At 40.2% G+C, this 24,778-nt stretch carries 31 protein-coding genes; 1 reads left to right on the top strand and 30 read right to left on the bottom strand.

Annotated elements, in window-relative coordinates:
- Positions 1-24 precede the first annotated feature (24 nt).
- The 27 genes from rpsD to rpsJ all read right to left on the bottom strand — a co-directional run bounded on the left by rpsD (position 25) and on the right by rpsJ (position 14,558).
- Positions 25-645, bottom strand: a complete 621-nt coding sequence (gene rpsD, locus RGQ13_RS17185; protein WP_348390966.1) for a 30S ribosomal protein S4 — start codon at positions 643-645, stop codon at positions 25-27.
- Positions 646-666: 21 nt separating this feature from the next.
- Positions 667-1,056, bottom strand: coding sequence for a 30S ribosomal protein S11 (gene rpsK / locus RGQ13_RS17190; protein ID WP_068544990.1), 390 nt, complete (start codon positions 1,054-1,056; stop codon positions 667-669).
- A 15-nt stretch (positions 1,057-1,071) separates the two neighbouring features.
- Positions 1,072-1,428, bottom strand: coding sequence for a 30S ribosomal protein S13 (rpsM, locus tag RGQ13_RS17195; protein ID WP_348390967.1), 357 nt, complete (start codon positions 1,426-1,428; stop codon positions 1,072-1,074).
- 136 nt (positions 1,429-1,564) lie between these two features.
- On the bottom strand, positions 1,565-1,678 hold the full coding sequence (gene rpmJ, locus RGQ13_RS17200; protein ID WP_348390968.1) for a 50S ribosomal protein L36: 114 nt from the start codon (positions 1,676-1,678) through the stop codon (positions 1,565-1,567).
- A gap of 16 nt (positions 1,679-1,694) precedes the next feature.
- Complete coding sequence (secY, locus tag RGQ13_RS17205) at positions 1,695-3,020, bottom strand: preprotein translocase subunit SecY (RefSeq protein ID WP_348390969.1); 1,326 nt, start codon at positions 3,018-3,020, stop codon at positions 1,695-1,697.
- A 6-nt stretch (positions 3,021-3,026) separates the two neighbouring features.
- A complete protein-coding gene (gene rplO / locus RGQ13_RS17210) occupies positions 3,027-3,461 on the bottom strand; it encodes a 50S ribosomal protein L15 (protein ID WP_348388197.1) in 435 nt (144 codons plus the stop codon).
- Positions 3,462-3,464: 3 nt separating this feature from the next.
- Complete coding sequence (gene rpmD / locus RGQ13_RS17215; protein ID WP_348388196.1) at positions 3,465-3,644, bottom strand: 50S ribosomal protein L30; 180 nt, start codon at positions 3,642-3,644, stop codon at positions 3,465-3,467.
- 6 nt (positions 3,645-3,650) lie between these two features.
- A complete protein-coding gene (gene rpsE / locus RGQ13_RS17220; RefSeq protein ID WP_348390970.1) occupies positions 3,651-4,154 on the bottom strand; it encodes a 30S ribosomal protein S5 in 504 nt (167 codons plus the stop codon).
- 10 nt (positions 4,155-4,164) lie between these two features.
- A complete protein-coding gene (gene rplR, locus RGQ13_RS17225) occupies positions 4,165-4,518 on the bottom strand; it encodes a 50S ribosomal protein L18 (protein WP_348388195.1) in 354 nt (117 codons plus the stop codon).
- A 9-nt stretch (positions 4,519-4,527) separates the two neighbouring features.
- Positions 4,528-5,061 carry a 50S ribosomal protein L6 gene (gene rplF, locus RGQ13_RS17230; protein WP_348390971.1) on the bottom strand — a complete coding sequence of 178 codons (534 nt, stop codon included), beginning with the start codon at positions 5,059-5,061 and terminating at the stop codon, positions 4,528-4,530.
- Between the two features lie 11 nt (positions 5,062-5,072).
- Entirely contained in the window at positions 5,073-5,465 is a 393-nt protein-coding gene (rpsH, locus tag RGQ13_RS17235; RefSeq protein WP_348393430.1) for a 30S ribosomal protein S8, read from the bottom strand.
- An 11-nt stretch (positions 5,466-5,476) separates the two neighbouring features.
- Complete coding sequence (gene rpsN, locus RGQ13_RS17240; RefSeq protein ID WP_348390972.1) at positions 5,477-5,782, bottom strand: 30S ribosomal protein S14; 306 nt, start codon at positions 5,780-5,782, stop codon at positions 5,477-5,479.
- Positions 5,783-5,792: 10 nt separating this feature from the next.
- A complete protein-coding gene (gene rplE / locus RGQ13_RS17245; RefSeq protein WP_348390973.1) occupies positions 5,793-6,332 on the bottom strand; it encodes a 50S ribosomal protein L5 in 540 nt (179 codons plus the stop codon).
- A gap of 17 nt (positions 6,333-6,349) precedes the next feature.
- Entirely contained in the window at positions 6,350-6,664 is a 315-nt protein-coding gene (gene rplX / locus RGQ13_RS17250) for a 50S ribosomal protein L24 (protein ID WP_348390974.1), read from the bottom strand.
- 12 nt (positions 6,665-6,676) lie between these two features.
- A complete protein-coding gene (rplN, locus tag RGQ13_RS17255; protein WP_033079354.1) occupies positions 6,677-7,045 on the bottom strand; it encodes a 50S ribosomal protein L14 in 369 nt (122 codons plus the stop codon).
- Positions 7,046-7,454: 409 nt separating this feature from the next.
- Entirely contained in the window at positions 7,455-9,350 is a 1,896-nt protein-coding gene (locus RGQ13_RS17260; protein WP_348390975.1) for a putative bifunctional diguanylate cyclase/phosphodiesterase, read from the bottom strand.
- 259 nt (positions 9,351-9,609) lie between these two features.
- Positions 9,610-9,858: a 30S ribosomal protein S17 gene (gene rpsQ, locus RGQ13_RS17265; RefSeq protein WP_348390976.1), complete on the bottom strand. Its 249-nt coding sequence runs from the start codon at positions 9,856-9,858 to the stop codon at positions 9,610-9,612.
- Positions 9,858-10,049, bottom strand: coding sequence for a 50S ribosomal protein L29 (rpmC, locus tag RGQ13_RS17270; RefSeq protein ID WP_033078134.1), 192 nt, complete (start codon positions 10,047-10,049; stop codon positions 9,858-9,860). Before rpmC ends, rpsQ begins: the two co-directional genes overlap by 1 nt.
- A complete protein-coding gene (gene rplP / locus RGQ13_RS17275; protein WP_348390977.1) occupies positions 10,049-10,462 on the bottom strand; it encodes a 50S ribosomal protein L16 in 414 nt (137 codons plus the stop codon). The genes rpmC and rplP overlap by 1 nt, the downstream gene beginning before the upstream one ends.
- 11 nt (positions 10,463-10,473) lie before the next feature.
- On the bottom strand, positions 10,474-11,172 hold the full coding sequence (rpsC, locus tag RGQ13_RS17280) for a 30S ribosomal protein S3 (protein ID WP_348390978.1): 699 nt from the start codon (positions 11,170-11,172) through the stop codon (positions 10,474-10,476).
- A gap of 11 nt (positions 11,173-11,183) precedes the next feature.
- The gene (rplV, locus tag RGQ13_RS17285; protein ID WP_348388185.1) at positions 11,184-11,516 is read right to left on the bottom strand and encodes a 50S ribosomal protein L22; all 333 of its coding nucleotides are present in this window, start codon (positions 11,514-11,516) and stop codon (positions 11,184-11,186) included.
- An 11-nt stretch (positions 11,517-11,527) separates the two neighbouring features.
- Positions 11,528-11,806: a 30S ribosomal protein S19 gene (gene rpsS, locus RGQ13_RS17290; RefSeq protein WP_033078130.1), complete on the bottom strand. Its 279-nt coding sequence runs from the start codon at positions 11,804-11,806 to the stop codon at positions 11,528-11,530.
- A gap of 30 nt (positions 11,807-11,836) precedes the next feature.
- Positions 11,837-12,661: a 50S ribosomal protein L2 gene (gene rplB, locus RGQ13_RS17295; RefSeq protein ID WP_348390979.1), complete on the bottom strand. Its 825-nt coding sequence runs from the start codon at positions 12,659-12,661 to the stop codon at positions 11,837-11,839.
- Between the two features lie 9 nt (positions 12,662-12,670).
- Positions 12,671-12,973 carry a 50S ribosomal protein L23 gene (gene rplW, locus RGQ13_RS17300; protein ID WP_348390980.1) on the bottom strand — a complete coding sequence of 101 codons (303 nt, stop codon included), beginning with the start codon at positions 12,971-12,973 and terminating at the stop codon, positions 12,671-12,673.
- Complete coding sequence (gene rplD / locus RGQ13_RS17305; RefSeq protein ID WP_348390981.1) at positions 12,970-13,575, bottom strand: 50S ribosomal protein L4; 606 nt, start codon at positions 13,573-13,575, stop codon at positions 12,970-12,972. The genes rplW and rplD overlap by 4 nt, the downstream gene beginning before the upstream one ends.
- Before the next feature lie 17 nt (positions 13,576-13,592).
- Complete coding sequence (gene rplC / locus RGQ13_RS17310; RefSeq protein ID WP_348390982.1) at positions 13,593-14,231, bottom strand: 50S ribosomal protein L3; 639 nt, start codon at positions 14,229-14,231, stop codon at positions 13,593-13,595.
- A 15-nt stretch (positions 14,232-14,246) separates the two neighbouring features.
- Complete coding sequence (gene rpsJ / locus RGQ13_RS17315; protein ID WP_033078125.1) at positions 14,247-14,558, bottom strand: 30S ribosomal protein S10; 312 nt, start codon at positions 14,556-14,558, stop codon at positions 14,247-14,249.
- Between the two features lie 584 nt (positions 14,559-15,142).
- On the opposite strand from rpsJ, the gene uvrA reads away from it, so the two are divergent.
- The gene (gene uvrA / locus RGQ13_RS17320; protein ID WP_348390983.1) at positions 15,143-17,968 is read left to right on the top strand and encodes an excinuclease ABC subunit UvrA; all 2,826 of its coding nucleotides are present in this window, start codon (positions 15,143-15,145) and stop codon (positions 17,966-17,968) included.
- A gap of 196 nt (positions 17,969-18,164) precedes the next feature.
- On the opposite strand, the gene RGQ13_RS17325 is transcribed toward uvrA, so the two are convergent.
- From RGQ13_RS17325 to RGQ13_RS17335, 3 genes are all read right to left on the bottom strand, one after another.
- On the bottom strand, positions 18,165-21,314 hold the full coding sequence (locus tag RGQ13_RS17325; protein ID WP_348390984.1) for an efflux RND transporter permease subunit: 3,150 nt from the start codon (positions 21,312-21,314) through the stop codon (positions 18,165-18,167).
- A gap of 11 nt (positions 21,315-21,325) precedes the next feature.
- Positions 21,326-22,426 carry an efflux RND transporter periplasmic adaptor subunit gene (locus RGQ13_RS17330; RefSeq protein WP_348390985.1) on the bottom strand — a complete coding sequence of 367 codons (1,101 nt, stop codon included), beginning with the start codon at positions 22,424-22,426 and terminating at the stop codon, positions 21,326-21,328.
- 303 nt (positions 22,427-22,729) lie between these two features.
- Positions 22,730-24,775 carry an NADPH-dependent 2,4-dienoyl-CoA reductase gene (locus RGQ13_RS17335; protein WP_348390986.1) on the bottom strand — a complete coding sequence of 682 codons (2,046 nt, stop codon included), beginning with the start codon at positions 24,773-24,775 and terminating at the stop codon, positions 22,730-22,732.
- Positions 24,776-24,778 lie beyond the last annotated feature (3 nt).

Consider the following 24,778-nt stretch of genomic DNA (forward strand, 5'->3'; position numbering starts at 1 on the left):
ATTGTCCTCTCTTAAAGTTCAGCTTTATTTCGAGTAAAGCTCGACAATCAACTGTTCGTTAATCTCTGCTGATAAGTCAGAACGATCAGGAATGCGTTTAAACGTTCCTTCCATTTTCTTATTATCAACTTCAACCCAGATTGGTTTCTCACGTTGTTCAGCTAATTCTAAAGCAGCAACTATGCGCGCTTGAGTTTTAGACTTTTCACGAATTGAGATCACATCATCTGCATTAACAGCGAAAGATGGAATATTAACAACTTGACCGTTAACTACGATAGCTTTATGGCTAACTAGTTGACGAGCTTCTGCACGTGTAGATGCATAACCCATACGGTAAACAACGTTGTCTAAACGCTTTTCTAAAAGTTGTAACAAGTTTTCACCTGTGTTGCCTTTTAGACGAGCAGCTTCTTTGTAGTAATTACGGAACTGTTTCTCAAGTACACCGTATATACGACGAACTTTTTGCTTCTCACGAAGCATCACACCATAGTCAGATAAACGACCGCGACGAGCGCCGTGCTGACCTGGAATAGTTTCGATCTTACATTTCGTATCAATTGCCCTAACACCACTTTTTAGGAACAAATCTGTTCCTTCGCGGCGGCTAAGTTTTAGCTTAGGACCTAAATATCTTGCCATGTTATTTCTCCAACAGACCTATTAAACGCGACGTTTCTTAGGTGGACGACAACCATTATGAGGAATCGGAGTAACGTCAGTAATGTTGGTGATTTTAAAACCAGCAGCATTTAAGGCACGGATAGCAGATTCACGACCTGGACCTGGACCTTTAACGAATACTTCAATATTCTTCAAACCAAACTCTTGTGCTACTTTACCAGCACGATCAGCAGCAACCTGTGCAGCGAATGGAGTAGATTTACGTGAACCACGGAAACCTGAACCACCTGCAGTTGCCCAAGATAAAGCATTACCTTGACGATCTGTAAGAGTTACGATTGTGTTGTTGAACGAAGCATGGATATGAGCCATGCCATCAGCAACTTGTTTTTTTACGCGCTTTTTCGTGCGCGTTGGTGTTTTAGCCATGTCTATTTCCTCGATCTACTTTTTAATCGGCTTACGAGGACCTTTACGGGTTCGCGCATTAGTCTTAGTGCGTTGACCACGTAGAGGGAGACTGCGACGATGGCGTAAACCACGATAACAGCCAAGGTCCATCAGACGCTTGATGTTCATTGAAACTTCACGACGTAAATCACCTTCAACGGTAAATTTCGCCACTTCTGTACGAAGCAAATCTATTTGAGCTTCGTCTAATTCACTGATCTTTATATCTTCAGCGATACCTGCGCTTGCACAAATTGACTTTGCACGTGTTGCACCGATACCGTAGATAGCAGTAATGGCAATTACTGCGTGTTTACGATCAGGGATGTTAATGCCAGCGATACGGGCCACTAACACATCTCCTATTTATTAAGGTTAAAAGATAACCGGTTGAAAAGCCCGTAAGGATACTCAACCAGCAACAATTTTGCAATATAAAGTGTCACAGATTGCAAAATAATACAACAAGTGACACTTTAGTAAAAGATTAGCCTTGCCTTTGCTTATGCTTTGGCTCACTGCAAATAATACGTACAACGCCTGAACGTTTTACAACTTTGCAGTTACGACACATCTTTTTCACGGATGCACGAACTTTCATTTAATACTCCGTTGGCCTAACGGCCATAGCCTTTAAGGTTGGCTTTCTTCAGTACATTGTCATATTGATGAGACATCAAATGAGTCTGTACTTGCGCCATGAAATCCATAATAACAACTACTATAATTAGTAGGGATGTTCCACCGAAGTAGAATTGTACATCCATAAATATCATCATGAACTCAGGTACCAAACATATAAAAGTAATGTATAAAGCACCCGCTAAAGTTAAGCGAGTCATTACTTTATCGATATATCTAGATGTTTGCTCACCCGGGCGAATGCCTGGAATGAACGCACCAGATTTCTTCAAATTATCTGCTGTTTCACGCGGATTGAAAACCAATGCCGTGTAGAAAAAACAGAAAAAGATTATTGCTGCAGCATATAGCATTACATACAAAGGTTGTCCTGGCGATAGTGCAAGAGAAACTTCTTGCAGTACGTCAGCAACTGTACCTGTACCTTGTCCAAACCAACTTGCGATGGTACCTGGAAACAAGATAATACTTGAAGCAAAGATAGGTGGAATAACACCAGCCATGTTTACTTTAAGCGGTAAATGAGTACTTTGAGCAGCAAATACCTTGCGACCTTGTTGGCGCTTGGCGTAGTTTACCACAATGCGGCGTTGACCGCGCTCTACAAATACTACAAACCATGTAACGGCGAAGACAACAACGCCAATTACTAATAATGCTAATAGGTGCAATTCACCTTGACGCGCCATTTCTGCTGTTTGACCAACAGCTGATGGCATGCCAGCAACAATACCTGCGAAAATCAACACAGAGATACCATTACCAATACCACGTTCAGTAATCTGTTCACCTAACCACATTAAAAACATGGTACCGGTTACTAAAGATACTACCGCAGTAAAGTAGAAACCAAAGCCAGCATTAACTACTAGGCCAGGCATCATACCAGGTAAACTCTTTGATATTGCTATCGCTTGCACTGTTGCCAGAAGCAGTGTGCCGTAGCGTGTGTACTGACTGATTTTACGACGTCCAGCTTCACCTTCTTTTTTCAATTCTTGCATACTCGGCACAATGTGTGTGCTGATTTGCATGATAATCGAAGCTGAAATGTACGGCATAATACCAAGAGCCAATACAGAGGCTCGCTCAAGTGCACCACCAGAGAACATGTTAAACATCTCTACAATGGTACCCTTTTGTTGATCAAACAACTGAGCTAGTACAGCGGCGTCAATACCAGGGATTGGTACAAATGAACCTAAACGAAACACAATAAGCGCTCCGAGTACGAACAACAATCTTTGTTTAAGCTCAGACAAACCGCCTTGAGCTTTGTTTTCCATTCCTGGTGTAGCCATTGTGTACTATTCCTCTATTGTACCACCGGCAGCTTCAATAGCTGCACGTGCACCTTTGGTTACTGCTAGGCCACGAACCGTAATTTTACGGCTGATTTCACCAGATAACATGATCTTTGCAGATACGATGTTACGAGTGATTAGACCTGCGTCTTTAAGCGCGTGAATATCAACAACATCACCGTTGATTTGGTTTAATTCGTGTAAACGAACTTCAGCGCGAACTAAAGATTTACGCGATGTAAAACCGAATTTAGGTAAACGTTGTTTAAGTGGCATCTGACCACCTTCAAAACCAGGACGAATGCCGCCGCCTGAGCGAGACTTTTGACCTTTGTGACCACGGCCACCAGTTTTTCCGATTCCAGAACCAATACCACGACCACAGCGCTTTTTATCTTTCTTAGCACCAGGTGCAGGGGATAATGTATTTAAATGCATAATTTAATCCTCCACCTTAATCATGTAATGAACTAAGTTGATCATACCACGTACTGATGGAGTATCTTCTAACTCTACAGTATGACGGATACGACGTAAACCTAATCCTTTCAATGTAGCTCTATGTGACGGTAAACGTCCGATAGAACTTTTTAATTGTGTTACTTTAACAGTCTTAGCCATGTCTAGTTACCCCAGAATTTCAGTAACGTTTAAGCCACGCTTAGCTGCAACAGACTCAGGCGATTTCATATCCGCAAGAGCACCGATTGTAGCGCGTACAACGTTAATTGGGTTAGTAGAACCGTATACTTTTGACAGTACGTTCTGTACGCCAGCAACTTCTAGTACTGCACGCATCGCGCCACCGGCGATGATACCTGTACCTTCAGAAGCAGGTTGCATGTAAACTTTAGAACCAGAGTGCTTACCTTTAACAGCATGCTGTAAAGTAGTACCTTTAAGATCTATGTTTACGATATTACGACGAGCCTTTTCCATTGCTTTTTGGATTGCAGCTGGCACTTCACGTGCTTTACCGTAACCAAAACCAACACGACCGTTGCCGTCACCAACTACTGTTAGTGCAGTGAAACTGAAAATACGACCACCTTTAACCACTTTTGATACGCGGTTAACAGCGATTAACTTTTCAGCAAATTCACTTTGTTGTGTGTTTTCTACATTAGCCATTATCTAACTCCTAGAATTTAAGGCCAGCTTCACGAGCTGCTTCTGCTAACACTTGTACACGACCGTGGTATAAAAAACCTGAACGATCGAATGCAACATTAGTAATACCTTTGGCGGCAGCGCGTTCAGCGATTGCTTTACCAACTGCTGCTGCTGCTTCTTTGTTACCAGTAGCTTTAACTGATTCACGAACTTCTTTATCTAAAGTAGATGCAGATGCAATTACTTCAGAACCAGTTGCAGCGATTAGTTGCGCGTAAATGTGACGAGGAGTACGGAAAACGACTAAACGATTCGCACCCAACTCGCTGATCTTTGCACGTGTACGTTTTGCACGGCGAAGACGAGATGTTTTCTTATCCATAGTATTATCCTACTTCTTCTTAGCTTCTTTACGACGAACAACTTCATCGCTATAACGAATCCCTTTACCTTTATAAGGCTCAGGTTTACGGTATGCGCGAATGTTCGCAGCTACTTGACCAATCTCCTGCTTATCAGTACCGGTAAGTATGATTTCAGTTTGACTAGGAGTTACAACTTTAACACCGGCTGGAATTACGTGGTCAACTGGATGAGAAAAACCTAAAGATAAATTTAAGTTTTGACCAGCAGCTTTCGCACGGTAACCAACACCGTTTAAAATTAAGCGTTTTTCAAAACCAGTATTTACGCCATTAACCATGTTATTGATTAATGCACGAGTAGTACCGGCTTGAGCCCAAGCGCCTTTAACATCTGCAACGATATTAGTGATGATGCTGTTTTCTTCTTGAGAAACAGCTACGTCACTATGAATCGTACGAGTTAATTCGCCCTTAGGACCTTTTACTGTAATGTCTTGTCCAGATAACGTAACTGTAACGCCAGCAGGGATAGACACAGGTGCTTTTGCAACACGAGACATATTCTTACTCCTTACGCTACGATACCAAGAATCTCACCGCCAAGACCCGCATTGCGAGCGGCACGGTCAGACATAAGGCCTTTTGAAGTAGAAACAATACAAATACCTAATCCAGCTAATACTTGAGGAAGATCATTACTTCCTTTGTATACGCGAAGACCAGGACGTGAAACACGTTTGATTTGTTCGATTACTTCTTTACCTTCGAAATATTTTAAAGTAACTGCTAATGAAGGTTTAACGCCTTCAGTTACTTCAAAACCATTAATATAACCTTCTTCTTTAAGCAAGTTAGCAATTGCTACTTTTAGCTTGGAAGATGGCATAGATACTGCAACTTTAGCTGCAGATTGACCGTTACGGATGCGTGTAAACATATCCGCGATAGGATCAGTCATCATAATTAATTACTCCCTTACCAACTTGCTTTCTTAAGACCAGGAACTTCACCGCGCATAGTTGCTTCACGTAATTTGATACGGCTTAAGCCGAATTTACGTAAGAAACCATGTGGACGACCAGTGATCACACAACGGTTACGTTGGCGACTGCTGCTCGAATCACGAGGTAAAGCCTGTAATTTTAGTACTGCATCCCAACGTTCTTCTTCCGAAGTATCTACGCTAGAGATGATATCTTTTAGTGCTGCACGCTTTTCAGCATATTGAGCTACTAATTTTGCACGTTTTGCTTCACGTGCTTTCATTGATGATTTAGCCATAACTCTAACCTTATTTCTTGAACGGGAAGTTAAAGGCAGTCAGCAAAGCATGACCTTCCGCATCTGATTTCGCAGTAGTAGTGATAGTAATATCCATACCGCGAATCTTATCGATTTTATCGTAATCGATTTCAGGGAAAATAATTTGCTCACGCACGCCCATGCTGTAATTACCACGGCCATCGAACGATTTAGGGTTCAAGCCACGGAAATCACGGATACGAGGAACCGAGATCGCGATTAAGCGCTCTAAAAAGTCCCACATGCGGTCACCGCGTAGAGTTACTTTTGCACCAATTGGATAGCCTTCACGGATCTTAAAACCAGCAACAGATTTGCGGGCTTTAGTAACCATAGGCTTTTGTCCAGAGATTGCTGTTAGATCATTAACGGCGTGGTCTAGTACTTTTTTATCAGCAATAGCTTCACCAACACCCATATTAAGTGTGATCTTTTCAATCCGAGGGACTTGCATGACACTTTTGTATCCGAACTCTTTGGCAAGTCCAGCAACAACGGTATCTTTGTAAAAATCATGCAGTTTCGCCATCGTTTTTACTCCAAAAATTAAACTAATTCGTTATTAGACTTGAAGAAACGAACTTTTTTGCCGTCTTCAATTCTAAAACCTACACGATCAGCCTTGCTAGTAGCAGGGTTTTTGATCGCAACGTTTGATACGTTAATTGCAGCTTCTTTCTCAACAATGCCACCAGGTTGCTGTAACTGAGGTACAGGCTTTTGATGTTTCTTGATTAAGTTGATACCTTCAACGAATACTTTTCCTTCAGCTGTAAGAACTTTAGTGACTTTGCCACTTTTGCCCTTATCTTTACCAGCTAGGATTACTACTTCGTCATTTAGACGAATTTTAGAGGCCATTTTCGTGACTCCTTAAAGTACTTCAGGGGCTAGTGAAACGATCTTCATGAACTTTTCAGTTCTTAATTCACGAGTTACTGGTCCGAAAATACGTGTACCAATTGGCTGTAAGTTAGCATTTAACATTACTGCCGCGTTTCCATCAAATCGAATGGCTGAACCATCTGAACGACGAACGCCTTTTCTAGTGCGCACCACTACCGCATTAAGAACATCACCTTTCTTCACTTTACCGCGAGGAATAGCTTCTTTAACAGAAACCTTAATGATGTCACCAATACCTGCATAGCGACGGTGCGAGCCACCTAGAACCTTTATACATTGCACGCGTCGAGCGCCGCTGTTGTCAGCAACGTCTAGCTGTGATTGCATTTGGATCATATTATATGTGCTCCGCTGTTATAAATTTAAGGCCAAAAATTTGACCCGTCACTGCCTTTTTCCACCAACCTATAGTCAGTGGGCGCGAGATTATAACACCACTAACAAAAAAGTGGTACTTTATTTAGACAAAATATAAGGTGAATATGAGAGGGTTAATTGATTGTTAATTGATTAACATGCTATCTACTTGTTTTTACTACAATAAACACTATAAATTGGAATTACATATTGTTACGAATTTGAGCTAAAAAAGCCCCTTCAAAAAGGGGCTTAAAATGCGATATTTTTAGCAAGTTTGGCATAAGCACAACTAAGGTTATCTATTTTGATAAATTAAGACGTGAAATCAAATATCACTACAGCCATGAAATAACAGCTAATTTCATTCTGAAGTTGCTTATTTACATCATTTTCTTTCATCCAAGAATGCACTAAATGCCGACGATTCCAAGGCATGCGACCATAAGAAACCTTGCGCGGAATTACAGCCAAGTTCTTTCAATAAACTTGATATATCTTCGGATTCAACGCCTTCCGCTACACTTTTAATTCCTAAGCGCTTAGCAATATCTATAATAGCGGTAACAATTGCTAAGTCATCATCATTTGAAGTCATGCCTTTTACGAATTCAAAATCTATTTTGATTGAATCTATATTTAATTTTTTAATATAAGCTAAATTTGAATAGCCTTTACCAAAGTCATCAATAGCCAGTTTTATACCCGCAGCGGCTAACATATTAATATTAGATTTTTGCACATCATTCTGTTCGATGAGCACATTCTCAGTGATTTCTAATTCTAAATATGACTCTGCCAGACCGTGGCGACCAAGAAGCTGCAACACCGATTTAGTAAAGTCCGGTGAATTAAATTGAATTGGTGATAGGTTTACCGCTATAACTAAATCTTTGTAGCCACGCTTATGCCAATAAACACACTCTTTAATTGATTGCTCGAGTACCCAAAAACCCAATTCTTTAATTAAGCCAGATTTCTCTGCTAAAGGAATAAATTGGTTTGGCGTTATTTGCCCTAGAGTCGGATGCCACCAACGTAACAGAGCTTCTGCACCAATAACCTCTTTTGTTACAAGATCCAGTTTCGGTTGAAAGTGCACTTTAAATGCTTCATCACGCAGAGCTTTACGCAGTTCCTCTAACAAGGTGAATTCTGTTTCAGTTTTCTCAATCATTTTATCTGTTATTAAACAAATCTGATTACGACCGGCACTTTTTGCTTCGTATAAAGCTATATCGGCATACTTTAACGCTGTATCAAAATCATCAGCATCTTCTGGTGCAATAGTTACCCCAATAGAGCAACACGCAGATAAATGACAATCATTAATGGTTAATGGCTCACTAACAGTACGAGAGATAGTTTCTGATATTTTTTTAACTTCTGCCGATGTAGAAGCCGAATTAAGCAAAATAATAAATTCGTCGCCACCCAGTCGATATAAGGAACCGATACCGGCAAGTTTACCTGCCATCCTTGTGGAGATTATTTTTAGAAATTTATCACCAACATGGTGACCTAATGTATCGTTTATATTTTTAAAATCATCTAAGTCGACAAACAACAACGCCAGTGATGTATTTTTATCTTTTGCAGCAACGATTAGTTCTTTGAACTTACTTTCAGCAACTACTCGGTTAGGCAAACCTGTTAACGCATCCTGATGGACTAGTTTTTGAATTTCTCGTTTCGACTTTTCTACCTTTTCATTTTCTTTAACCAATTTGTTGATTAATTCTTTTATATTTTGTGCGGCGAAATAACTGCAAATAAATATCACTAATAAAATTAAATTAATGATCGCAGCTGATTGAAGATCAATTTGTGGTGCGTTGTTTGTATAAAGTCCAAATTGGTTAGCATAGCCATTGGCAAAAATTACTAAGCTGATTATCGAAAATATAATCGTTACAAGTTTAGTAGAGCCGAGTAATGTCGCAAAAATTAATACCATTGGATATACAAATAAAACCTCATCACGCAAGCCACCGTATGACCACATCAAAACTGTAGCTAAACAAGTATGGCCAAATAATAAAGTACCGGTGGCCGTTTTAGGATGCTTTTTATAAAGAGAAAGAAAGCTAACAGCAATTACGACAAATACCAGAAACAACGCCCCTGCCAAGCCATAAGCAGCATTACTTAGTTGAATAATGAATGCGATTAACAATGCAATCTGGGAGACAATAAACACTTGGAAAGACTTTTCACGATAAAAGCCAGTTGCAATTAGAGTATTGGATAAGTCGCCAAATAGTTTTAGGGATATAGATGTCATGAGAAGCTTATAATTCTTATTATTTTGCTTACTAAATTAGCACAAAACTCAGTCATTAAAGTAGATAATTATTCAACATTTTAAAAAATCTTTTAATATCAATAATTAGCCGATTTATCTATTACCTCTATCGTAAGGTATAGAGTTGAGTTTAAGGTGTTGCCACATTCTACGAATGTGAATTTCATACATCTTAAATCTCGTGCATAAAAAAAGGCTCCCTAAGGAGCCTTTTTCAATTTAGTACAATCAGCTTAAATTAAGCTTTTGTGATTACATCAACTAAAGTCCAGTTTTTAGACTTTGAAATTGGTGCACATTCACGAATTGTTACTAAGTCACCTTCATTACATACGTTAGATTCATCATGCGCTTTCAACTTAGTTGAACGGATCATGTATTTACCGTAGATAGGGTGCTTAACACGACGCTCAATCATAACAGTGATAGACTTTTCCATCTTGTTACTGATAACGCGACCTTGTAGAGTACGAATAGATTCGCTCATTATGATGCTGCCTTTTCAGTTAGAATTGTCTTTACACGTGCTATATCGCGACGTACGTTTCGTAGCAAATGAGTTTGAGCTAACTGACCAGTGCTTGCTTGCATGCGATAGTTAAACTGTTCGCGCAATAAGCCTAGTAATTCAGCATTAAGCTCTTCAATGCTTTTGTCTTTTAGTTCAGTAGCTTTCATTACATTACCGTCCTAGTTACGAAAGTAGTCTTGAAAGGGATCTTTGACGCTGCAAGCTCAAAAGCTTCGCGTGCGATCTCTTCCGGAACACCTTCCATTTCATAAAGAACACGTCCTGGTTGAATTTGGCAAACCCAATATTCAACACTACCTTTACCTTTACCCATACGAACCTCAAGAGGTTTTTTGGTAATTGGTTTGTCAGGGAAAACTCGAATCCAAATTTTACCTTGACGTTTTACGTGACGTGTCATTGCACGACGAGCTGCTTCGATTTGACGAGCAGTCATACGTCCACGTGCTACAGCTTTTAAGCCATAAGTACCGAAGCTAACTGAGCTACCAGTGTGCGCTAGGCCACGGTTGCGTAGTTTAAATTGCTTACGGAATTTAGTACGTTTTGGTTGTAACATTACTTATTTCCTTACTTACTGCTCTTGCGCTTGCCTTTACCTTTTGGTTTAGCTGCTGGTACTTCTGCCTGTAGAGGCATTTTACCAATAACTTCACCTTTAAAGATCCAAACTTTAACACCGATAACACCATATGTTGTGTTACCACGAGCTGTTGCGTAATCAATGTCAGCACGTAATGTATGTAAAGGTACACGACCTTCACGATACCATTCTGCACGTGCGATGTCAGCGCCGCCTAAACGACCACTTACTTGAACTTTGATACCCTTAGCACCTAAACGCATAGCGTTTTGTACTGCACGTTTCATTGCACGACGGAACATAACACGACGCTCTAACTGACTAGCAATGCCGTCAGCTACAAGTTGCGCATCCATTTCTGGCTTACGAACTTCAGCGATGTTGATTTGTGCCGGCACACCTGCGATTTGAGAAACTTTTTTACGTAGTTTCTCAACGTCTTCGCCTTTCTTACCAATTACAACACCTGGACGGGCTGTATGGATAGTAACGCGGATTGACTTCGCTGGACGCTCAATAACAATCTTCGATAATGATGCACGCTTTAATTCTTCAGTAAGGAAGGCACGAACTTCGTGATCGCCCTTAATGTTAGCTGCATATTCTTTGCTGCTTGCATACCAAGTAGACGCAAAAGGTTTAGTGATACCTAGGCGAATACCGGTAGGATGTACTTTCTGACCCATACTAATATCTCCTAGTGATCAGCTACAATCACGGTAATGTGACTGGTGCGCTTAAGGATACGATCCGCGCGACCTTTCGCACGAGGTTTAATACGTTTCATTGTTGGACCATCGTCAACCATAATGGTTTTAACGAATAATTCATCAATGTCTGCACCTTCATTGTGCTCAGCATTTGCAATAGCTGAATCAAGAACTTTCTTTACTAAATCTGCAGCAGACTTGTTGCTGTAGTTTAATATTTCAAGTGCTTTTTCAACTTGCAGTCCGCGAATTTGGTCTACAACCAAACGTGCTTTTTGTGCTGAACCACGGGCAAATTTATGTTTAGCGATTGCTTCCATCTTATTTTCCCTTATCTTTTCTTCGCTTTCTTATCAGCGACATGACCGCGATAAGTACGAGTAGGTGCAAATTCACCCAGTTTGTGTCCGATCATTTCATCGGTAACAAATACTGGAACGTGTTGACGGCCATTATGGACAGCGATGGTCAATCCGATCATGTTAGGTATGATCATTGAACGACGGGACCAAGTCTTAATTGGTTTTTTATTCCCGCTTTCCAAAGCTTTCTCTACCTTCGTCAACAAGTGCAGGTCAATAAAAGGACCTTTCTTGAGAGAACGTGGCATGGTAATTCCTCTTTAATTACTTAATTAGTACTACTTAGTACGACGACGTACGATAAATTTATCAGTACGTTTGTTTGAACGAGTCTTGTAACCCTTAGTTGGTACACCCCAAGGTGATACCGGGTGACGACCGCCTGAAGTTTTACCTTCACCACCACCGTGTGGGTGATCAACTGGGTTCATGGCAACACCACGAACAGTTGGTCTAACACCACGCCAGCGTGTAGCACCTGCTTTACCCAAAGAGCGAAGCATGTGTTCAGCGTTGCCGATTTCACCTAAAGTTGCACGACAATCAGACAAGAATTTACGCATTTCGCCAGAGCGAAGACGTAAAGTCACGTATTGGCCGTCTTTTGCAACTAATTGTGCATAAGTACCAGCTGAACGTGCGATCTGTGCACCTTTACCAGGTTTAAGTTCGATTGCATGGATTACACTACCAAGAGGTACATTACGAAGTGGTAATGTGTTACCTGCTTTAATAGGTGCGTCTACACCAGACTGGATCGTATCACCAGCGCTCACACCTTTAGGTGCAAGAATGTATTTACGCTCACCATCTGCATAAAGTACAAGTGCGATGTTTGCACTACGGTTTGGATCATATTCCAAACGCTCAACTTTTGCAGGGATGCCATCTTTGTTTCGTAAGAAGTCAACTACGCGGTAATGTTGCTTATGACCACCACCAACGTGACGAACTGTAATACGACCAGTATTGTTACGACCACCAGATTTAGAGTTTTTCTCTAAAAGAGGCGCGTAAGGCTTACCTTTGTGCAACTCCGTGTTTACCACTTTAACAACGTGGCGACGACCCGGAGAAGTAGGTTTACATTTTACTATAGCCATGATTTTCTCCTATTGCTCTGCGCCAACGAAATCGATGTCGCTGCCTTCACTAAGAGTAACGTAAGCTTTTTTCCAGTCGCTTCTGCGACCAAAACGTGCGCCAGTACGTTTAACTTTACCCTTAACATTTAAAGTGCGAACACCAGTAACTTCAACTTCGAAAAGTTTTTCAACTGCTGCTTTGATTTCTGCTTTATTTGCATCTGTAGCTACTTTGAAAACAACAGTGTTGTTTGACTCAGCTGCCATAGTTGCTTTTTCAGAAATGTTAGGTGCCATGATCACCTTCAACAAACGTTCTTCGTTTATCATGCTAACATCTCCTCAATTTGCTTAATCGCATCAGCTGTAACTAATACTTTCTCGAAACCTACAAGGCTAACAGGATCAATACCAGCTACGTCACGAACGTCAACTTTATATAAGTTGCGAGCTGATAAGAACAAGTTCTCGTCAACTTCTTTCGTTACGATTAAAACGTCTTTTAATTCAAGACCTTTTAACTTGGCAACTAATTCTTTAGTCTTAGGTGTTTCTACCGCAAAGTTCTCAACAACAACTAGACGTTCTTGACGTACTAATTCTGAAAGAATGCTTTGAATCGCACCGCGATACATTTTACGGTTAACTTTTTGGCTGTGATCCTGAGGTTTGGCAGCAAATGTTACACCACCTGAACGCCAGATTGGACCACGACTTGTACCAGCACGTGCACGGCCAGTACCTTTTTGACGCCATGGTTTTGCACCACCGCCGCTAACTTCTGAACGAGTCTTTTGCTTCACAGTACCTTGACGAGCACCTGCTGCATATGCAACAACTACTTGGTGTACTAGTGCTTCATTGAACTCACGTCCAAAGGTAGCTTCAGAAACTTCAAGAGCGCCTGAAGCGTCTTTAATTGCTAATTCCATCACTAATCTCCTGGACGTTAGGCTTTAACAGCTGGTTTAACGATTACGTTGCCGTTTATTGCACCTGGAACCGCACCTTTAATAAGGAGCAAGTTACGTGCAGCGTCAACGCGAACCAATTCAAGGTTTTGAGTAGTAACTTTCTCAGCACCCATGTGACCAGACATCTTTTTGCCTTTAAATACACGACCAGGTGTTTGACACTGGCCGATCGAGCCGTTAGAACGGTGAGATATAGAGTTACCATGAGTAGCATCTTGCATTGTAAAGTTCCAACGCTTAATACCACCTTGGAAACCTTTACCTTTTGAAGTACCGGTAACGTCTACTAATTTGGTCTCATTGAATAACTCAACAGTGATATCACTGCCAGCTTCAATACCTTCACCTTCGCCATCTTGTAAGCGGAATTCCCAGCAGCCACGGCCAGCTGTAACACCTGCTTTAGCAAAATGACCTGCTAAAGGTTTTGTAACACGACTAGCTTTACGAGAGCCAGTTGTTACTTGTAAACCACGATAACCATCGTTTTCAAGAGTTTTCACTTGAGCAACGCGGTTAGCTTCAACTTCTACGACTGTAACTGGAATTGAAACGCCATCTTCAGTGAAGACACGAGTCATACCAACTTTACGTCCGACTAAACCAATAGTCATAGTTAAATCCCCTTATTAACCCAAGCTGATCTGAACGTCAACACCAGCTGCTAAATCTAAACGCATTAATGCGTCTACAGTTTTCTCAGTTGGTTCAACAATATCAATCATACGCTTGTGAGTACGAATCTCGTATTGATCACGAGCATCTTTGTTTACGTGTGGAGAAACCAAGATTGTAAAACGCTCTTTACGTGTAGGAAGTGGAATAGGACCACGAACCTGAGCACCAGTGCGCTTTGCAGTATCTACGATTTCAGCTGTTGATTGATCAATCAGACGATGATCGAACGCTTTCAAACGAATGCGAATTCTTTGACTTGACATGTAATCAAATCCCCAATATAAAAAGAACGAACAAAGTACGACTCATCACCTACGTTTTGGTGTAGGGGAGCGTACTGCTATATACATTCAACTCCAAATCGGAGTTGCTGTTGGTTAGATTATAAACGGCCTGTAGCCAAATAAACCTAACAATATGACTTACCCATATAGGACAAGTCGGCGTATTATACAGAATTGGGTGTTTGATGCAAGTATAAATTATGAGCTATGGTTAAAAAGTGTAAGCCATACTGAGTTGGTTTATATATTAAGTTACAAAAGCTCACTGTCGAGCGTGGAGGTTCCGTTCACGAGCATAACGGAATGACGGTGCGCTTATTTAAGGATAGATGTAACTTCAATGCTCATTTATTTATATCACGTCATCCTTTAGGAGCATAAGCGACATCAAGGACCTCCCTGCTTGACAGTGTGCTTAATTGTTAGCAGTTTTATTCCCTACCAGATAAAAACCCCACTGTTAGCTGATTTTTAACTCAGTTCTATGGCATAATGCTCGATTCTCAAAATTTCAGGCTGGCCCTAACCAATAATATGGTTCAAAGGTAGCAACAGGATGTAAGATGAAGCAAATTGAAGTTCGTGGTGCTCGTACTCATAACTTAAAAAATATCGACTTAGATATCCCTCGCGATAAACTAATTGTTATTACCGGTCTATCTGGTTCTGGTAAATCATCTTTAGCATTCGATACCTTATATGCTGAAGGCCAACGTCGTTATGTTGAATCTCTTTCTTCTTATGCTCGTCAATTTTTATCTCTAATGGAGAAACCTGATGTTGATCATATTGAGGGCTTATCGCCGGCAATTTCAATTGAGCAAAAATCAACATCTCACAATCCACGCTCCACTGTAGGTACCATTACTGAAATTTATGACTACTTACGCTTAATGTTTGCACGAGTGGGTGAGCCCCGCTGTCCAACACATCATGAACCACTTGCTGCGCAAACAATTAGCCAAATGGTTGATAATGTTTTAGCTTTAGAAGAAGGCACTAAGGTGATGCTATTGGCACCTGTAGTCCTAGATAGAAAAGGCGAACATATAAAGTTATTAGATAATCTAGCTGCACAAGGCTACATCCGCGCCCGTATTGATGGTGATGTTTGTGACTTATCTGATCCTCCAACACTAGACTTGCACAAAAAGCATACCATTGAAGTAATTGTCGATCGCTTAAAGGTTCGTGAAGATATTCAAACCCGTTTGGCTGAATCTTTTGAAACCGCGCTATCACTTACTGATGGTATTGCTGCTATTGCATTTATGGATGAGCCTGAAAGAGAAGAACTATTATTTTCTGCCAACTTTGCCTGTCCACAATGTGGCTACAGTATGCAAAAGCCTGAACCAAAACTGTTTTCATTCAACAACCCTGCTGGTGCATGTCAAACCTGTGATGGTCTTGGCCATAAACAATTTTTCGATCAACATCGTGTTATTGCTAATGACGAACTTAGCTTAGCTGGTGGGGCTATTCGCGGCTGGGATAAGCGCAACTTTTATTATTTTCAAATGCTCACCTCATTAGCCGACCACTATAAATTCGACTTAAACCTACCATTTAAAGATTTAGAGCTTGGGATCCAACAGATAATACTATTAGGTAGTGGGCGTCAAGATATTGAATTCAAGTATATGAATGACCGTGGTGACATAGTTAAACGCAAGCACCCTTTTGAAGGGATCCTAGTGAATATGGATAGACGTTACCGTGAAACAGAATCGAACGCGGTAAGAGAAGAATTGGCTAAGTATCTGAATAACCAAACTTGTCCGAGTTGTGACGGCAGTCGCTTACGTTTGGAAGCGCGTAATGTTTTTGTTGATAATAAAACTATTGATGAGATCGTTGAATATTCGATCGCGCATGCCGCTGAATTCTTTCAACAGTTAGATCTAGTAGGCCAACGTGGTCAAATTGCCGAGAAAATATTAAAAGAAGTTAATGACCGTTTAGGTTTCTTAGTAAATGTAGGGTTGAATTACTTAACCCTATCAAGAAGTGCCGATACTTTATCGGGTGGTGAAGCACAGCGTATTCGCTTAGCTTCTCAAATCGGAGCAGGTTTAGTCGGTGTAATGTATGTACTTGATGAACCTTCGATAGGTTTACATCAACGCGACAATGAGCGTTTATTGAAAACGTTGATACACCTGCGCGATTTAGGCAATACCGTGATTGTGGTAGAACATGATGAAGACGCGATTAAAGAAGCCGATCATGTTATTGATATCGGCCCTGGTGCAGGAGTTCATGGTGGACAAATCATTGCGGAAGGAACTATCGATGATATTTTAGCTAGTGAAGACTCCTTAACAGGGAAGTATTTATCTGGTGCCCTAAAAATTGAAATTCCTGACAAACGCACCCCGTTTAATCAAGATAATGTTATTGAACTCACCGGAGCTACGGGTAACAATCTTCAAAATATCGATTTAACTATTCCTTTAGGTTTGATGACTTGTGTTACCGGGGTTTCAGGCTCTGGTAAATCAACATTAATTAACGACACTTTATATAAGATTTCACATATCGAATTGAACCGTGCAACCTTAGATGAACCAGCACCTTATAAAACCATAACTGGTTTAGAAAAGCTTGATAAAGTTATCGACATTGATCAAAGCCCAATAGGTCGAACTCCTCGTTCAAACCCAGCTACTTACACCGGTATATTTACCGCAATACGTGACATATTCTCAGCTACACAAGAATCTCGCTCTCGTGGTTATAAACCTGGAAGATTCAGCTTTAATGTTAAAGGCGGACGTTGTGAAGCTTGCCAAGGTGATGGTGTAATTAAAGTTGAGATGCATTTTTTACCAGATGTTTATGTACCTTGTGATATTTGTAAAGGAAAACGTTACAACCGTGAGACTTTAGAAATTCGCTATAAAGGCAAAAACATCCATGAAGTTTTGGATATGACCATCGAAGATGGCTTTGAATTTTTCAGCGCAATTCCTGCGGTTAAACGAAAACTTCAAACTTTGGTCGATGTTGGGCTTTCTTATATCAAACTTGGCCAGTCAGCCACTACTCTTTCTGGTGGTGAAGCACAACGTGTTAAGCTTTCTAAAGAATTATCAAAACGTGATACAGGGCAAACGCTATATATTTTAGATGAGCCAACTACAGGTTTGCATTTTCATGATATTAAGCAATTAATGCATGTATTACATCGCCTACGTGATCATGGTAATACCGTGGTGATTATTGAGCATAACCTTGATGTAATAAAAACAGCCGACTGGGTTGTCGATTTAGGTCCTGAAGGTGGCTCTGGTGGAGGGCAAATTCTTGTTACAGGTACACCGGAAGTCGTTGCCGAGAATAAAGAGTCTCATACCGCTAGGTTCTTAAAGCCCTTGTTGTCTTAATTCTTTACTTACATTGAGTCAATTTTATGTCATCCATGGCAAATTGACATTCCTTCATCCCTGAAGTAAAAATTAAAGGTCGCTGATGCGGCCTTTTTAATAACAAAATTTCAACGACTCCTAGACGTTGAAAATCAAGCAAGAAAAAAGCGGGCTAATTAGCCCGCTCTTTATAATGATTAATTATAATCTAATGTTATTCTTTACCATCTCGTGCTGCATCAGCAATTGATGCTATCTGAGTTTTTGAGCCAAAGTGTTCTCGCAATCTTTGGAACATAATAAAGAAGATAGGAACGAAGATACAACCGATGATAGTTGCTGACAACATACCGCCAAATACCGTCTGTCCCATTACGTTACGAGACGCGGCACCTGCACCTGATGCGATCATCAGTGGCACAACGCCTAAAATAAAGGCAAATGCTGTCATCGCAACCGCTCGCATACGTAATTTAGCTGCTTGAATACCTGATTCTAAAATAGTTAAGCCTTTATCTTCACGTAATACCTTAGCAAATTCAACAATCAATATCGCGTTACGAGCAGCCATACCTATCATCAAGACTAAACCAATTTGAGTATAAATATTTAAGGTTCCACCCATCATACTTACCAAGAATAACGCACCGAATAATGCTGTTGGAACACATAGAATGATAGCAAATGGTGTCATCCAAGATTCATACTGTGCAACTAAGAACAAGTATGTAAATAAAATAGCCAGTGCGAATAGGAAAATGATACCGCCACCAGTTTCAACTTCTTGATACGTTTGCCCAGTCCAGTCAGTCGTATATCCATCAGGTAATGTTTTCGCTACTTCTTGTACAGCTTTGATCGCGTCACCAGATGAATAGCCAGGCGCTGCTGCTGCCATAAGTTGCGTTGAATTATATAAGTTATAACGGGCTGAAACATCTGCACCAATAGCAGGTTTAAATTCAGCAAACGACGAGAATTTAATCAACTCGCCAGTGCCACTCGCAACATATAAAGTATTTAGATCCGACTCATCATCTCTAAATTGGCCATCAGACATAATATTAACCTGATAGTTTTTACCAAATTTGGTGAAGTCGTTAACGTATTTTTTACCAAACATAGTCGACAAAGTTGAGTTAATTGCTGTTGGCTGAACCCCCAGTTTCATTGCTAATTCATAATCAATATCTAAGTACAGCTGTGGAACATTAGCTGTATAGGTAGAAAATGCAAAAGCAATTTCAGGGCGAGCCATCAAGTCCATCGAGAACTTTTGCAATACCGGCGCAAGTGACTCTGTTGAACGTCCCATGGTATCTTGTAAAACAATGCTCAAACCAGATGATGTACCCATACCTGGAATTGCAGGAGTGGTAATTGCTAAGCCTTTAATTTCTTTATTTGCTGCAAGTAAACCACGAGTTTGGCCAAGCACAGATACTAGCGATAGTTCGGGTGTTTTACGTAAAGACCAATCATCTAAAGAAACAATAAGCATTGCGGAATTCGTTGCCAAGGCACCTTTAAGCATACTAAAGCCTGATGCCGAAACAACACGGGCAACACCCGGGATAGCTTCTATTTCACGAGTCATTTGATTAACTTGTTCGATAGTACGTTCTAATGTTGCCGCTTCAGGCAAAGACACATCAACGATAAAGTTACCTTTATCTTCTTCAGGAATAAAACCGGTCGGCATGGTTTTACCTAAATAGCCAATATAAGCAAGTAGCGCGACAAAAATAACCATAGTCAGCATTAAACGACGACCAAGGAAATCTACTAGCCAACCATATTTTTCACGCGTAACATCAACAAAACGGTTGAACCAACCTAATGGGCCTTTAGTGGCAAGCGGTTTTACCTGCATTAAAGTAGCACACAGTGCTGGTGTTAATGTTAGTGCAACAACTGTTGATAGAACCGTTGAGGCTACAATTGCCACACCAAATTGTGCATAAAGGATACCAACCATACCCGGTGCTAGTGATACAGGTACAAATACCGCCATTAATACCAATGCTGATGCGATTAGCGGTGCGGTAACTTCTTTCATCGCCTTAGATGTAGCTTCTTTTGCCGGTAAATGCTCTTCATGCATTAATCGCTCAACGTTTTCTATCACCACGATAGCGGCATCAACTACAATACCAATAGCCAAAATCAACCCGAACATCGAAATGGTATTAATGTCAATATTCATCATTTTAAATACTAAGAATGTAGCGACAAGAGATACTGGTATAGCGATTAATGGAATAATCGTAGCACGCCAGTTTTGCAAGAACATAAAAGTAATGATTGCTACAAGTATTAGCGCTTCAAATAACGTTTTGTAAACCTCATTCATCGAAGCTGATATAAAAGTAGTTGAGTCAAAGGCAATATCGTATTCAATATCTTCAGGGAATGCTTTTGAAATTTCTTGCATTTTTGCTTTTACTTCATTGGCCACAACAATGGCATTAGCACCAGGTGCTTGATAAGCAATTAACAGAGGAGAAGGTTTATCACTCCAACTTGCTTGCGCATTATAGGCCTTTGAACCTAACTCAATACGAGCAATATCTTTTAAGCGAATATCACTGCCATCAGGCAAAACACGGACAACTATATCCTCAAACTCTTCAATGTTTTTCAAACGACCTTTAGTCTTGATAGTATATTGAAATGTTGTCCCTTCTGGGTTTGGTGATTCACCAATTTTACCAGCAGAAATTGTCGCGTTTTGTGCAGCAACGGCATTGCTTACTTCAGTATCGGTAATACCAAAACCTGCCATTTTTTCATTATCAATCCAAATACGTAACGAGTAATCTTTTTGACCAAGCATTTTCAGCTCACCAACACCGTTTACTCGTAACAATTGATCCAGAATGTTTAATGTCATGTAATTTGATAAAAATACGTCATCGTAAGTATTATTCGGTGAATATAAACTTACAGAAACTAGCATTGATGGAGATGATTTTTGCACCGTCACACCAAGTTGCTTTACGATACCAGGTAATTTAGGCAAAGCCTTATTCACTCGGTTTTGTACTAGCGATTGTGCACGGTCAGGATCTGTACCAATAGCGAATGTAACGCGTCCAATATAGGTACCATCATTAGCTGATTTAGTATCCATATAAATCATGTTCTCAACACCGTTGATATCTTGCTCTAATACAGAGGCAACGGTATCACGAATAGTGTTATGATCGGCACCAGGGAAGGTAGCTGTGATCATAATAGTAGGCGGTGTTACTGTTGGGTATAACGACACAGGCATTTTCAGCATGGTCAATATACCGGTCAACGTCATTACGATAGATAATACTATTGCAAATTTGGGACGATTTATGAAAAATTCAATCATGAGCTAACCCCTTATTCTTCTACTGGAGTTACGGCTTGACCAACTTTTGCTTTTAAGATGCCAGAAACAATAACTTTCTCACCATCTTGCAAACCATCTTCAACAATCCAGTTAACACCGTAGCGCTTACCTAATTTAATAATTCGTTTTTCTACGATATTATCTTTACCTACTACGTAGATAAATCTGCCTAATTGATCTTCCATAACCGCCATTTGTGGAATGTAATGGAAATTTTTCGCTTTGCCAGCTGTCGCAACTAGAGTTACATTTTGACCACCAAGTAATAGGCCGTCTGGATTAGAGAATAAAACACGATACGTTACAGTTCCTGCGCTAACTTCACTTCCGATAAAGTTAATGGTGCCGGTATGGTTGTACATTGAACCATCAGCCAGCTCTAATTCTATAGTATCAGGAATAATTTGCTGATTTTTCAGTTTTTTAGCTACAGATTTAAAATGTTCATTTTCACCAATTTGGGTATACACTTCAATTTGGCCATTAGCTACTATATCAACAATTGCTCCATGCGCAGTGCCAACCAAATCACCAATGCCAAATTTAGTAATACCAACTACACCATCAATTGGCGCTGGTACTTTACTTTTATGAAGAGATAATTGTGCTTGTACTAGTGATGCTTTTGCTGCAGCAAGTGCGGCCTCAGCTACATCACGATTTACTTTGATTTGTTCTGCATCTAACTTGCTCATCGCATTACTGCCAGCTAAGCTTTTCGACATTTCATACTTAACTTCAGCCAATGCCAGACCAGCTTCAGCTTGCTTTAAGTTTGATTGTTGACGAAGAACTTCTGCTTCAAATGGTTGTGAATCGATTTCAAACATGATTTGGCCACGTTTAATTTCTTGACCTTCTTTGATGTGAACTTTAGTGATAACACCAGAAACTTGCGGAACAACTGACACTTTTGACAGTGCAGCTGTTTTACCAGCATAGCGTTCTGAAATTGTTAAACTTTCTGGTTTAATTACTTGTACGCCAACCTGTGGGGCTGGTGCTGCAGCTGGAGCAGCTTTTTGTTGCTCACCGCAACCTGTAATCATTAACATCATTAGTGCTGAAGCACCTAAAACTTTGAAGCGCATTATTATCTCCTGCGAACTCTAAATTATTTTTTAACTCGATTAATATATCAGTAACAAAGCAAAGCAAATGTTCGAAAGGGCAATCAGATGTTATCAATAAAGCCACTCACATATAACTATAAGTTATAACTTATTGCATTTAAGTATATAAATTAAGTAAATTCACTAATTTTATAGTAGTTCAAATTTTCGAAATTAAAATTTTATTAACAAATAAAACTGTAGTTTTTTGTTATTAGAAAGAGATTTTTTCTGTTTAATTGCAAGGAGTTAGGAAAACTCCTTGCAATTAACATGGGGATATTAGATACGAGCAGCTAATTCGGCACCTTGTCGTATCGCTCGTTTTGCATCAAGTTCGGCAGCAACATCTGCACCACCAATTAAATGTGTGCTTTGATTTCGATCAATTAATTGTTCATAAAGTGTTCGGTTAGGAGTTTGGCCTGCACAGACAATAATGTTATCAAGCTCAATTTTTTGCTCCTTGCCATTAACAATAAAAAACAATTTATTACCATCGATTTTAGAATATTCAACCCCAGGGATCATATTAACCCCCTGGTTTTTCAATGTACTTCTATGTATCCAACCGGTAGTTTTTCCTAAACCGGCTCCAACTTTGCTGGTTTTACGTTGCATTAAATGAATTTCACGCTCTGTTTTAGTGTGAGTATGGTCGGCTATTAACGCCCCGCCCTGTTGGTATGATTTATCTATACCCCATTCTTTCAGCCATTCTTGCGGCTTATTGGTTAATGAATCTTCTTCGGCCAAAAATTCTGCAACATCAAAACCAATACCACCCGCGCCAATAATTGCTACACGCTTACCTACAGGTTTTCGGTCGCGTAATACATCAAGGTAACTAAGCACCATAGGGTTATCAATACCTTCAATAGGCGGTGTACGCGGTGATATACCTGTTGCTACAACAATATCGTCAAAACCTTTTTCAGTTAATGATTCAGCACTTTGGTGGCTATTAAGAGTGACCTTGACCTTTAATAGTTCAAGTTGTTTTGTAAAATAACGTAACGTCTCAAAGAATTCTTCTTTACCAGGGATTTGTTTAGCAAAGTTAAATTGACCGCCAATTTCACTTGCGGCATCAAATAACTCAACTTTATGACCACGCTCAGCAGCATAACAACTAAATGCTAATCCTGCGGGTCCAGCGCCAATAACAGCGATAGACTTTGACTGCTTGGTTTTATCAAACGTTAATTCAGTTTCATAACATGCTTGTGGGTTTACTAAACACGATGCACGCTGCTGTTTAAATACATGATCCAAACAAGCTTGATTACAACCAATACAGGTATTTATCTCGTCTGCTTTATTTTCTGCCGCTTTGTTAACAAAATCGGCATCCGCTAAAAATGGTCTGGCCATAGAAACCATATCAGATTGACCAGAAGCAAGTACTTGTTCAGCAACTTCTGGGGTATTAATACGGTTAGTTGACACTAAAGGAATTTTAACCTCACCCATCATGCGCTCTGTTATCCAAGTAAATGCACCTCTTGGAACACTGGTTGCAATTGTTGGCACTCGAGCTTCATGCCAACCAATACCTGTATTAATAATAGTTGCGCCAGCGGCTTCAATCGCCTTCGCCATAGTAATAACTTCTTCCCAAGTATTACCACCTTCAACTAAATCGAGCATCGACAAACGGAAAATAATAATAAACTTCTCACCAACCCGCTCACGAGTTGCCTTCACTGCTTCAACACCTAAACGCATACGATTTTCAATATTTCCGCCCCAAGCATCGGTGCGATGATTGGTACGCTTACAACTAAATTGATTAATTAAATAACCCTCAGAACCCATAATTTCAACACCGTCATAGCCGGCATCTTGGGCAAGTTTTGATGATTTAGCGAAGTCCTTGATGGTTTTCCAGATTTGTCTTTCCGACAATTGTTTAGGTTTAAATGGATTAATTGGCGCTTTTATATTGCTTGCCGATACTGAAAATGGATGAAAACCATAGCGGCCAGTATGAAGAAGTTGCAGACAAATCTTTGTTGGATATTTATGAACGGCTTGAGTGACGGCTTTATGCTTTTTAACATGCCACCACTTACTCAGTTCTCCGCCAAAAGGAGAAACTCTGCCACGAAAGTTAGGACTGATACCACCGGTGACAATTAAGCCCACTCCACCTTTGGCTCTCGCTTCGTAAAATGCTGCAAGTTTGGCAAAACCATTTTTTTCTTCTTCCAAGCCTGTATGCATTGAGCCCATTAGTACTCGGTTGCTTAATTGAGTAAACCCCAAATCTAGAGGTGAGAGTAAATGAGGATAAGGATTTTTAGCGTTTATTGTAGTTGTTGTCATGCG

Origin of the sequence: Thalassotalea psychrophila, assembly GCF_031583595.1 — a bacterium.
GTDB classification, from domain to species: Bacteria; Pseudomonadota; Gammaproteobacteria; order Enterobacterales; family Alteromonadaceae; genus Thalassotalea_A; species Thalassotalea_A psychrophila.

Excerpts from the sequence above, each read along its gene's own strand:
- RGQ13_RS17260 (WP_348390975.1), bottom strand. The coding sequence starts at position 9,350 with ATGACATCTATATCCCTAAAACTATTTGGCGACTTATCCAATACTCTA.
- RGQ13_RS17335 (WP_348390986.1), bottom strand. The coding sequence starts at position 24,775 with ATGACAACAACTACAATAAACGCTAAAAATCCTTATCCTCATTTACTC.
- rpsE (WP_348390970.1), bottom strand. The coding sequence starts at position 4,154 with ATGGCTAATGTAGAAAACACACAACAAAGTGAATTTGCTGAAAAGTTA.
- rpsC (WP_348390978.1), bottom strand. The coding sequence starts at position 11,172 with ATGGGTCAGAAAGTACATCCTACCGGTATTCGCCTAGGTATCACTAAA.
- rpsK (WP_068544990.1), bottom strand. The coding sequence starts at position 1,056 with ATGGCTAAAACACCAACGCGCACGAAAAAGCGCGTAAAAAAACAAGTT.
- RGQ13_RS17330 (WP_348390985.1), bottom strand. The coding sequence starts at position 22,426 with ATGCGCTTCAAAGTTTTAGGTGCTTCAGCACTAATGATGTTAATGATT.
- rplO (WP_348388197.1), bottom strand. The coding sequence starts at position 3,461 with ATGCATTTAAATACATTATCCCCTGCACCTGGTGCTAAGAAAGATAAA.
- uvrA (WP_348390983.1), top strand. The coding sequence starts at position 15,143 with ATGAAGCAAATTGAAGTTCGTGGTGCTCGTACTCATAACTTAAAAAAT.
- RGQ13_RS17325 (WP_348390984.1), bottom strand. The coding sequence starts at position 21,314 with ATGATTGAATTTTTCATAAATCGTCCCAAATTTGCAATAGTATTATCT.
- rpsD (WP_348390966.1), bottom strand. The coding sequence starts at position 645 with ATGGCAAGATATTTAGGTCCTAAGCTAAAACTTAGCCGCCGCGAAGGA.
- rpsS (WP_033078130.1), bottom strand. The coding sequence starts at position 11,806 with ATGCCACGTTCTCTCAAGAAAGGTCCTTTTATTGACCTGCACTTGTTG.
- rplN (WP_033079354.1), bottom strand. The coding sequence starts at position 7,045 with ATGATCCAAATGCAATCACAGCTAGACGTTGCTGACAACAGCGGCGCT.
- rplR (WP_348388195.1), bottom strand. The coding sequence starts at position 4,518 with ATGGATAAGAAAACATCTCGTCTTCGCCGTGCAAAACGTACACGTGCA.
- rplF (WP_348390971.1), bottom strand. The coding sequence starts at position 5,061 with ATGTCTCGTGTTGCAAAAGCACCTGTGTCTATCCCTGCTGGCGTTACA.
- secY (WP_348390969.1), bottom strand. The coding sequence starts at position 3,020 with ATGGCTACACCAGGAATGGAAAACAAAGCTCAAGGCGGTTTGTCTGAG.
- rplP (WP_348390977.1), bottom strand. The coding sequence starts at position 10,462 with ATGTTACAACCAAAACGTACTAAATTCCGTAAGCAATTTAAACTACGC.
- rplW (WP_348390980.1), bottom strand. The coding sequence starts at position 12,973 with ATGATAAACGAAGAACGTTTGTTGAAGGTGATCATGGCACCTAACATT.
- rplX (WP_348390974.1), bottom strand. The coding sequence starts at position 6,664 with ATGGCCTCTAAAATTCGTCTAAATGACGAAGTAGTAATCCTAGCTGGT.
- rplD (WP_348390981.1), bottom strand. The coding sequence starts at position 13,575 with ATGGAATTAGCAATTAAAGACGCTTCAGGCGCTCTTGAAGTTTCTGAA.
- rplC (WP_348390982.1), bottom strand. The coding sequence starts at position 14,231 with ATGACTATTGGTTTAGTCGGACGTAAAGTTGGTATGACTCGTGTCTTC.
- rplB (WP_348390979.1), bottom strand. The coding sequence starts at position 12,661 with ATGGCTATAGTAAAATGTAAACCTACTTCTCCGGGTCGTCGCCACGTT.
- rpsQ (WP_348390976.1), bottom strand. The coding sequence starts at position 9,858 with ATGAGCGAATCTATTCGTACTCTACAAGGTCGCGTTATCAGTAACAAG.
- rplV (WP_348388185.1), bottom strand. The coding sequence starts at position 11,516 with ATGGAAGCAATCGCTAAACATAAATTTGCCCGTGGTTCAGCACAAAAA.
- rpmJ (WP_348390968.1), bottom strand. The coding sequence starts at position 1,678 with ATGAAAGTTCGTGCATCCGTGAAAAAGATGTGTCGTAACTGCAAAGTT.
- rpsN (WP_348390972.1), bottom strand. The coding sequence starts at position 5,782 with ATGGCTAAATCATCAATGAAAGCACGTGAAGCAAAACGTGCAAAATTA.
- rpmC (WP_033078134.1), bottom strand. The coding sequence starts at position 10,049 with ATGAAAGCTACTGAACTAAAAGACAAAAGCATTGAAGAGCTTAATGCT.
- rpmD (WP_348388196.1), bottom strand. The coding sequence starts at position 3,644 with ATGGCTAAGACTGTTAAAGTAACACAATTAAAAAGTTCTATCGGACGT.
- rplE (WP_348390973.1), bottom strand. The coding sequence starts at position 6,332 with ATGGCGAAACTGCATGATTTTTACAAAGATACCGTTGTTGCTGGACTT.
- rpsJ (WP_033078125.1), bottom strand. The coding sequence starts at position 14,558 with ATGTCAAGTCAAAGAATTCGCATTCGTTTGAAAGCGTTCGATCATCGT.